7 protein-coding genes are annotated in these 8,772 nt (G+C 59.4%); 4 read left to right on the top strand and 3 right to left on the bottom strand.

The window, feature by feature from the left end:
- Positions 1-291 precede the first annotated feature (291 nt).
- Together ACFORG_RS20345 and ACFORG_RS20340 are read right to left on the bottom strand one after the other, a co-directional pair.
- The gene (locus tag ACFORG_RS20345) at positions 292-1,251 is read right to left on the bottom strand and encodes a nuclear transport factor 2 family protein (protein WP_386737406.1); all 960 of its coding nucleotides are present in this window, start codon (positions 1,249-1,251) and stop codon (positions 292-294) included.
- 196 nt (positions 1,252-1,447) lie between these two features.
- Positions 1,448-1,873, bottom strand: a complete 426-nt coding sequence (locus tag ACFORG_RS20340; protein ID WP_386737404.1) for a nuclear transport factor 2 family protein — start codon at positions 1,871-1,873, stop codon at positions 1,448-1,450.
- A gap of 381 nt (positions 1,874-2,254) precedes the next feature.
- Between ACFORG_RS20340 and ACFORG_RS20335 the strand changes: the two genes are divergently transcribed.
- The 4 genes from ACFORG_RS20335 to ACFORG_RS20320 all read left to right on the top strand — a co-directional run bounded on the left by ACFORG_RS20335 (position 2,255) and on the right by ACFORG_RS20320 (position 7,724).
- Positions 2,255-3,211: a helix-turn-helix domain-containing protein gene (locus tag ACFORG_RS20335; RefSeq protein ID WP_386737403.1), complete on the top strand. Its 957-nt coding sequence runs from the start codon at positions 2,255-2,257 to the stop codon at positions 3,209-3,211.
- Between the two features lie 289 nt (positions 3,212-3,500).
- Entirely contained in the window at positions 3,501-6,092 is a 2,592-nt protein-coding gene (locus ACFORG_RS20330; protein WP_386737402.1) for an alpha/beta fold hydrolase, read from the top strand.
- Between the two features lie 16 nt (positions 6,093-6,108).
- The gene (locus ACFORG_RS20325) at positions 6,109-7,512 is read left to right on the top strand and encodes an SH3 domain-containing protein (RefSeq protein WP_386737401.1); all 1,404 of its coding nucleotides are present in this window, start codon (positions 6,109-6,111) and stop codon (positions 7,510-7,512) included.
- Complete coding sequence (locus ACFORG_RS20320; RefSeq protein WP_386737400.1) at positions 7,509-7,724, top strand: DUF3955 domain-containing protein; 216 nt, start codon at positions 7,509-7,511, stop codon at positions 7,722-7,724. The genes ACFORG_RS20325 and ACFORG_RS20320 overlap by 4 nt, the downstream gene beginning before the upstream one ends.
- A gap of 797 nt (positions 7,725-8,521) precedes the next feature.
- Here ACFORG_RS20320 and ACFORG_RS20315 read toward each other — a convergent pair.
- A partial coding sequence (locus ACFORG_RS20315) for a hypothetical protein (protein ID WP_386737399.1) occupies positions 8,522-8,772 on the bottom strand: 251 nt, incomplete at its 5' end.

The raw sequence follows: 8,772 nt of genomic DNA, 5'->3' as shown, positions 1-8,772 counted from the left end.
ACCCCACAGCGCAATCGGATACAACGTCCCGATTGCCATGCATTATCCCGATGGCGTCACCAGCCCGTCATCGTGACAGAGCCGGAAAAATCCAGCTTCTGGCGATCCAAGGTTGGGGCTCAGAGCAATCAACCGACGGATTCTCCCGTGAACTGGAGGGAAGTCGGGTCTCAGGTCACTGGACGATCTGCGTTGTGGTCAACGTTTCAAGAGTGGATTAAGTGAGTATTCGATGCAAGATGTGCAAATATCCGCTTTCGAGAACATGTTGCAACAATAGATCTCGCGCCCTCATTTCAGTGACCATAGCAAGTGCTCACCTTCAAACCCATCAAGCTCGAAAAGCCCGGCCTCGACAAAATGATAGTGAGCTTTACCACTAACCTGTTTGGGCATGACATCGGAAACCCAAGTTTCGTTTGGCGCAGCAATTGCCGTGATACGCGCGGCCTTGTTGACGACAGTGCCAAAGAAATCATCCTCTATTCGGACAACACTTCCAGCGTGAATTCCGACGCGCACAGAGATAGCTGGGCCGCCTGACCGTTTAATGGACTCATGAATGTTCCGCGCTGCATCAAGCGCATATTCGGGTTTTGGAAAACTGGATAGCGTTCCATCGCCCAGCGACTTTACAAATTGTCCGCTCGCTTTTTCGACGATGGCCTGAAGTTGTTTGAAGTGTTCAGACACTACCGACGTCCATAAACAGTCACCCATGACTGATGCCAGACCAGACGAATTGACAATGTCGGTGAACATGATCGACGCAAAACCATCCGTCTGGTCAATGGCGAAACCCTCTGCGGCTGCGGCGACCAAATCTGCTATCGCTGTTTGCTTTGAACCGACGAACTCTTCGTTTGGAAGAGGGACGGAGCCATGACGATGCACCATCCTCCAGAAACCATCTTCTAAAGTAAAAATCAGGGTGTTCCGAACGGGGAAGACTTTGTCAGGGTTGTGCGCAAGAACAACGTTGTGCGTAAAGCAAGCCCATCCCACTCGGCCATATTCGTAGGCTGCGCCAAAGGTCTCCTCCTGTTTTATGATTGTAGGGATCGAGCCGAAGAAGTCTGCGATGCCGGCCCTCACTGCTGTGCCTGACCAAAGCTCATCTTCCCCGGTTCCAATAAACAGCATGTGGTCCTTATCGATCAAAATGTTCTGAACCTCTTTTCCACGTTTTTGTTGAACAGCGTCAAACCAGCGACGGCAAACCGATAGGAGTTCTGGCGATTCCCGTGTCATTTTCGAGTGTTCCAAAAGACTCTCTGTCGAGAGTTCCAACGGCTATCGCTTGCACGATCAATCCGAACCATTCGCTCTTCTCCCAGAGAAATCCCATAACTCTTCAAGATAGCAGGTTAGCGCCATGGCGCTGTAATGGGCAGAAACCGACATTCGTTACTTCCCAAAACCTTCGACGAAGCAGCCATCCGACCCATTAGTTTTCGATCGGATAGGCATAGCCCTCGTCTTGCGAGTCAGCGGCAACGGACGCATGGCGATGAACCCACCTCCAAGTCGATCCGGCTTTCACAAGAGATACGGTCCAACGTACGGGAACCAAGACCTGCGCATTTGCGACATTCAAGTGTATCACCAAAGCAACCGCTACCGTCGCCGCGTCACCGTGAACCGCAACGTCGGTCCACCCCCATTCGAACCGAAGGGCCGTCGCGTCCCGGAAGTTGCGCTCGAATACAGATGCGATCGCATTTCGGCCCGAGCAGAGTTCGTCACCTCCAGTTCCAATGAGGGAGATCCTGTCACCATCAACAAAGATCCCCATGAGCCTGGCCAGATCCTTTGCGCAGTATGCGGATGCATATTCTTCCAAAGTCGCCAGTACCTTCTGCTCTTCAGACATCGGCCCCTCCCATGTCAGACCTGCATCATGATAGCATAGAGTGGTCTTCGCGTCCGTATTGGGCTCGGAGCTTCGTTGTGGCGATGACGAACGAAGTCTCCGTTCAGCTTCATCTGAATGTCAGCTCCGGATGACGCGGCAAGGTCGGTTCGCGACTGCAGAGAAGATCCGAAACCCGCCGTCTGCACAGAATTGCGACCGGTCCTGAGCGGACATTCAGGCCGAGGTCCGGAAGGGTCTGCTTTTGTAAGCGCAGGTGGGTTAGAAATTGGCAACGTCTTGACATAATCCTGGCGGCTTCCGCACCGTACGCGCTTGAAGAGAGTACCGGTTCTAAGGCTCCAGTTGATCCAAAGGCGAGACTTCTCGGTATAACAACTGATGCTTGATGTGACTCATCTCCGAATCGAGCCGGACAACATTGATGAAATGGTGTCCGGCGCTCTCGCGGCCTCCGGGGTGTCCGGGTTCGAGTTTCATTTGCACGCCGCACCTTCGGCTGAGATAAAGTCCGTGCAGCTGCCCTCTGGCAGACTGACGCTTTTCGCATTCAAGTCGACCGGTCACCAGTTCGTTGTCGACTACCTTCCCTTCATGACGTTCGATCTTCCACTGGAGGGTCGCATACAGAAGTCTGTCAAAGGTGTTGAGTTGGACCTCGATACGAGCATGGTCGCCGCCTGTGCGCCTGGTAGAGTTACCGCAAAACTTCAACCCGAGCCATTTGGTCTCAGTGCCGGGAGGCACTGCTTTCTTCCAGAGGCGACAGCCGAAGATTTCCTTGAACCCACCAAACGCGTCGAGGCTGACGCCACCGCATGGTCCGTTGCAGCTGGCCGAAGCTTTCGTGACCTGATGGGATATGCCCACAGCGAGTTCTTTGATAGAAATGCCGTTCGAGTGACACAGGGGCGCGCCCGGTTGGCCGAGGCGCTGATCTTAGACCATCTCACGGAAATCATGGCCGCGGCGACATCCATTCCGGTCAGGTCGCGGCCGGGTCCACGGGCTACGCTCGTGGCAAAATGCGAGGATTTCATTCGGGCGAAATACGCCGAGCATATCTCCGTTCAAGACATGGCGACCGAACTTGAAGTGAGCGTTCGCACACTGCAGGCGGCTTTCAGATCGACGCTCGAAATCGGGCCTTCGGTCTTCCTCGCGAGCATTCGGATGGAAGCGGCCAGGCATCGACTGTTGGCGCCTCGTCCCGGCGATACGGCGACGTCCATTGCGATGGAGTGCGGAATTTTCCATATTGGTCGCTTCTCTCAGCGCTATCAGCGCGTCTATGGAGAAACTCCGGGCGAGACACTGAGAGCGGCTACTAATGGCTGAATCCGAACCCACCTCTTCAACCTAAAGTGTGCGCGATCTGGATAGGCCTGCTTCGCATTCTGGATAGCCAGACCCGGGAACAGCCTGAAATAATTGGTGCTGGGGATTGCGAATCATGGGTAGCCCTCGTCTCATCCCCGCGGGCCCTACCGAAATGTCCCGGTCCCGTAGCGATCCTCCTTTTTCGGCGCTCAGGCCATCGCAACTTCGCGGACCCGATTGGGCGTCATCTGAATGAAGAAAAAAGCGGCCTCTTGCTTGGAGAAAATGCCGCGCAAGGGAGCCAAAAATGGATTTCGCCGAAATAATTGCCGTGCTGAGTACCCTTACGGGCGAGCCTGTCGACGCCGAACGCCATTTCGGAGCAATCGCGACCGGCGGCCACGACGGGGATGCGCCCGTCGCGATCACCGCCTGCCCGCAACCCATGAGCATCGATGAAATCGAGGGTGAAACCATGATCTGCGGCACGGTCAGCGTGCCCGAGAACCATGTCGCCCCCGACGGCAAGCGCATCGACCTGTTCTTCGCCGTTCTGAAATCCCATTCAGAGGTGCCGGAGCCCGATGCACTCGTCTACCTTCATGGCGGGCCGGGGATGGGCAACATGAACGGCCTCGCCGGACTTGCGCAATTCTTCGACGGCTGGCGGCAGACCCGCGATATCGTCACCTTCGACCAGCGGGCGGCAGGGCTTTCGACCGGAGAGGCGGCCTGTCAGGGCGTCATCAACACAAAGGTCGGCGAGGTCGTCAGAGGCGAGCTCAGCGGGGAACTCGTCGGCCCCTGCATCGAGGAGCTCAAGAACTCAGACATCACTCTCCAGTACTACAATACCCGGCAGAACGCGCTCGATGTGCCAATGGTGGTGGGGACGCTCGGCTTTGACAGCTACAATATCCTTGGGATCTCCTACGGTACAAAGCTGACGCTCGAGGTCATGCGCGCGGCGCCCGAGGGACTGCGCTCTGTCATTCTCGACGGAGTCGCGCCGATGTGGCTACCGCTTTACGAAACGCTCGCAGTCCCGATTAACGATTCCATGGTTCGGCTGGTCGAGGACTGCGCCGCCGATCCGATCTGCGACGACGCCTATCCGAACCTCGGCGATATCCTGACCGAAACGCTGGATGCCGCCACCGCGGGCGAGCTGGTCCATCCGAACGGCACCGCCTTTGGCCCCGAGGTCATCCTCGACATGTTCGCGCAGCGCGCCGACGGGCATCACTTGGGCAACCCGACGATCACGCCCTTCATGCCCGCGATGGTTTATGAGTTCCATCGCATGATCGAGGACCCGGCGGTCGCTACGCCGACGCTCGATTACGTCATCGAGAATGGCTACGTTCTGCCGAGCGATCCTGTCTCGGATCTGAGGCAAACGGCGCAGGTGACTGATGTCGAGGGTGAGCGGCTTCTCGAGCTGGCCATCAGCCAGGCCGAGCGCATCCGGGAGACCGATCACGAGCTTGACGTGACCCTGAAGGGTCTACGCGAGGCGGTGACGCGGCAGAGGGACTACACGCCGCTTGCCGGGCTGCTCGACCGGGAATTGGCGCTTGCCAGCGGGACGATCCTTGCCGACAGCGCCTTGCTGGTCGAATTCGCCACGGACGTCGCCACCTTCATTTCTGGGCACCCGACCCGCGAGGCGTTGACCGCGTTCATTGCCGGCCACTTCGAGGGACCCGCCGCCGCGCGCCTTCTCGCCCTCGCTAATGCGATGAGCGAGGAAGAGATCGCGTCCTTTTTCGAGGCGTCGGGCCGGTCGCTGCTGACCGCCACTTACGATTTCATGACGACGACGGATCTCTGGATCTACGCCTGCCAAGAGGACGTGCCCTTCAACACGCTGCAGGGATACGAGGCGACCACGGCATCACTGGACTACCCGCAGACTGATGCCTACTGGGGCAGCCAAGCCGGTCTCCTGCTGGACACGGTTTGCCCGATGTTCGACCAGTACCCGCGCGAGGGTTGGCAGGAGGTTGTGCAAAGCGACATTCCGACCCTGAGCCTCGGCAGCACTTGGGACATTCAGACGTCCCAGAACTGGGCGATTACGGCCACCGAGGGTCTGACCAACGCGCAGGCCTTCATCATCCCCGAGGCCGGGCATGGCGCCATCCTCTATTCCCAATGCGCGCTCGATATGGCGGAGAGCTTCGTCAACGACCCGTCCCGGCAATTCGCAGAAGGAACCTGCACGACCGACGTTCTGCTGCCCTTCCACATCGCGGACTGGGTGCAGGAGGCGGCAGCCATTTCCACCGAGGAGGCGGCGGCACCTGTTGCGGACGACAGCGAGCCCACGGCCGAAACGGAGGTCGCCGCGCTCTCTCCATCTTTCGATTGCACCGCGGCACGTTCGGACGCCGAGCAACTGATTTGCGCTGACGCCGATCTGGCCATGTTGGACCTTCGCCTGGCAGACCGATTTGCCGAGGCGATCGCCGTCGCCGAAGGGCTGGATGCGGGCGCCAAAGAAGCCGCCAGCACCCTCCGCGCATACCAGCGGGGCTGGGTCTCGGGCCGTGATGAGTGCTGGAAGTCGGGGGATTTGCGGGCCTGCGTGGAAGACGCCTACCTCCGCCGAGAGGGCCAGCTCGTCGCCGAGTGGATGCTCGAAGAGCCGACCGAGGTCACGAGCTACGCCTGCGACGGCAATCCGGCGAACGAGGTGACCGTCTTCTACTTCGGTACCGAGAGGCCGAGTGCGCGGCTTGAATACGGCGACAGTGTCGACACCGCCACCGTTGTGCCGTCCGAGATTGGGACGCGCTACGAAGGTACGTTCGGACACAGCCTCACTCTCGAAGGCGATACGGCGACGCTGGTCTGGTCCGAAGGGACCGAGATGACCTGCGTACCGGCCCGTTGAGAGAGAGGAGACAATCATGAAAACGCTTCGCCCCATCATCCTTCTTCTCGCCCTCGCTTTGCCGATCACGGCGCAGGCGCAACTTCGGACCGAGGATGTCCGCTTCGCCTCGGGCACCAGCGGCACAACCATCCAAAGTCGGATCGTCGGCAACGAAGAAGTGCGCTACCAGCTTGCGGCCAATGCCGGGCAGGAGATGCAGGTCGACCTCGCCGCGTCGAACTCGTCGGCCTACTTCAACGTCTTCGCGCCGGGCGACATCCCCGGTCAGAGCACAGCGATGTTCATCGGCCCCATAAGCGGCACATCTTATGCAGGGACGTTGCCGGAGAGCGGGACCTACACCATCCAGGTCTTTCTCAACCGAAATGCGGCACGGCGCGGTGAGAGTGCCGACTATCGCCTTTCCATCGGCATCGACGGTGGCGCGATCGTTCCACCCGATTTCGCCGACAGCCTGACGGGCGGCCCCAATTGGTGGGCTGTGACCGGCGTCTCAAGCGATGGCCGTCTGAACGTTCGCGCCGGGCCGTCGACGGGCAATCGCGTGGTCGCCACCGTCCCAAACGGCTTCGTCCTGCGCAACCTCGGCTGCGTCATATCCTCTGGCCGCTGGTGCAATGTCGAAGCGCCCGACCGTCGGCTCTCTGGCTGGGTCGCTGGCCGCTTTCTTCAAGAATCTGTTGGTCCCAGCGAGCCACCCGCTCAACCAGCCCCTGACTTCGCAGACGGTCTCAGCGGCGGGCCGGACTGGTTCGCTGTGACGGGCGTCTCATCCGGCGACACGCTCAACGTCCGCTCGGGTCCGTCGACACAAAATCGCGTGGTCGCGCGGATGCCGAATGGCTTCACTCTCCGCAACCTTGGCTGCGTTCAGCGGTCCCAACGCTGGTGCCAGGTCGAGGCGCCGGACGGTCGCTTCGCCGGCTGGGTCGCCGGACGCTTCCTGCGCGAAGGCACGGCACCATCCGGCCCCGCAATCGCCATACCCACGGACCAGCGCGGCCCCCGCCCCGGCGTGCCCGAGATCGTACAGCGCGCGAGCGGTGAGCTTGAGGTGCATTGGGTTGGTGGCTGCACGCTTCTTTACAGCCCGAGCGGTCGCCAGATCGCCACCGGCAGCGTATGCACGTCCGACCAACGCGCGCGCTCCGAGGATGCCGTTGCGCGTCTCCGGCGTGAGCAGGGCACATCGACTTCAAGCGCGGGTGGCATTCCCACCCCGGTTGGTGGAATGCAGGCCTACTGCCTTGGCGCGGCTGCCGGTCACTTCAATACGGCCGTCCCTCTTCTTGAGACCGACCGTCCGCTCAACATCGGCGCGCGCTACGTCGTCACAGGGCGTTTCCGCGACCAACCAACACGCGCCTTCCGTTGCCAGTTCGATCGGAGTGGTGTGTTCGAAGGCGTGTTTCAGTGACCGCCCGCCGCATGGCGATCCTTGCCTGGATCGCGGCAGCACTCGGCGGCGCGAGCCTCGCGACGGAGAGGACACTGTATGGAGACGTCGGGGACGACGGCTTGCTTCGGGAGAGCTTCTTCCTGCCATTGGGTGCCCTCCTAATCGGCATCGGCGCTCTCGCATTCATTGTTGCGATCGTCCTGATGATCCGAAGCCGTGCGAAAAGCTGAGGGACGGTGCAGGGCTATTCATTTCCAGATAAGGTCAACGAAAGAGAACCACCGAAAGACTATTGCCACGCCGCTTGCCATTGGCGCCCTGATCGCCCTGAGTAGATGCATCGAGACGACGACGCCTGCGGCCACAACGGTATCCGCACCAGCTTCAGATCCGGGAGAACTCGCCGGGTTCGTCGGCGCTCGCGCTGGACTGGCTGAGATGGGTCTCCAGAACCGCGGCTACCGCCTTATCTGCAGCCAAGCCCTCACAAGGTATTGGCTGAACTCCGCGGGCACCAGTGCACCTCTATGACGATCTCCGACGTCCGCTACTCTGACATTGCCATGCTCCCTGCTGACGTGTGTTGAGCTCGCAACCAAGGTAGTCTCGAGAAAGCTACTGCCGGAGCCTTCTTGGACTACGTCTTGTTCCTACGCTGACAAAATCTGTGCGTTGAGGGACTTTTGAAGCGATCCCAAGGCAGTAATCCGAAAGGCGCTTACGCGGACGATGTGGGGCAAATGACGAATTCCTCCTCGCCGCAACCGCCCAGAACCTCAGGAAACTGGCCAAGATGTTTCCCGCAACGCAGCAAGTGCGAACTGCCTGACAGGAAAGGCGCTTGCGCCGCTTCCGGACGCCAGAATTCCGCACCTGCAAAGGGTGTTTTTTCCACAGAATGGGCGGGGAGCTGCCATTCGCTGCTAACGCGAGCCGTCTATGCGACATCCGATGTAGCGGACATTCGTCCTACTAAGATGATACCGCTCCTCGCGCTGAACTGGCGCAAGTCGGCCCCAAGCCCAATTCAAACAACGACAGGGTGGCAACGAATATCTGCTCTTCCAATAACCGAACAGACTGGCTCGACATTCCAACTGACTTGGCCAATCCGATCTCTGTGCTTTTCGCTGGCACTATGCGTCCCAGCTAATTCGCTGGTTTCGCGATATGCATCTCTCGCCAGATTTGTGGAACAGAGCCCCGTTTGTATCTCGGTGATAAAGGTACCTGAGCCTTTGCGTGCTGCACGAAAGGCAGGTACGTTGAAACTGCGCC

Origin of the sequence: Lutimaribacter marinistellae, assembly GCF_042648365.1 — a bacterium.
Lineage (GTDB): Bacteria > Pseudomonadota > Alphaproteobacteria > Rhodobacterales > Rhodobacteraceae > Lutimaribacter_A > Lutimaribacter_A marinistellae.
This window is presented reverse-complemented; position numbering and strand designations above follow the sequence as displayed.